The following is a 407-nucleotide window of genomic DNA, read 5'->3' as shown; positions in this document are numbered from 1 at the left end:
GCTGTCACCTGCATGTAGCAATATACTAGGTACCTGCTGTTGTTTCGCTATTTTCCGCTGTTCGGCTACTGCACTAGCAATACGCGCATAACCTCCGCATTGCGCATCAATTTGGTAGCGTTGTCCATGTAAGTTGATGTGAAAATGGACTAAAGAAGACTCAAAATGGGAGTGGGTATCGTTGATATGAGCCAAGTAAAGCGAATAAGTCATAGAGTCTCCAACAAGCGGGAAGGCATGATACGCCAATTTATTACTTCGCTTGAACCATTCAGTGATATTTATTTTCCCACTGGCGGTGTTAACCACCAAAAGAACAAAGCCTCTAGTAAATAGAGGCTTTGAATCAGCTTGATACTAGAGTGTTAATGGCGTCTAGAATCAAAGGGCTTGGCCACGCTCATGGG

General features: G+C 44.0%; 1 protein-coding gene. It reads right to left on the bottom strand.

What is annotated here, in order from left to right:
• Positions 1-312 (bottom strand): hypothetical protein (locus tag Q4528_RS12740; RefSeq protein ID WP_303521838.1); only part of this gene is annotated, 312 nt, incomplete at its 3' end.
• Positions 313-407: the final 95 nt, after the last annotated feature.

Origin of the sequence: Staphylococcus pasteuri (genome assembly GCF_030547725.1) — a bacterium.
Lineage (GTDB): Bacteria > Bacillota > Bacilli > Staphylococcales > Staphylococcaceae > Staphylococcus > Staphylococcus pasteuri.
This window is presented reverse-complemented; position numbering and strand designations above follow the sequence as displayed.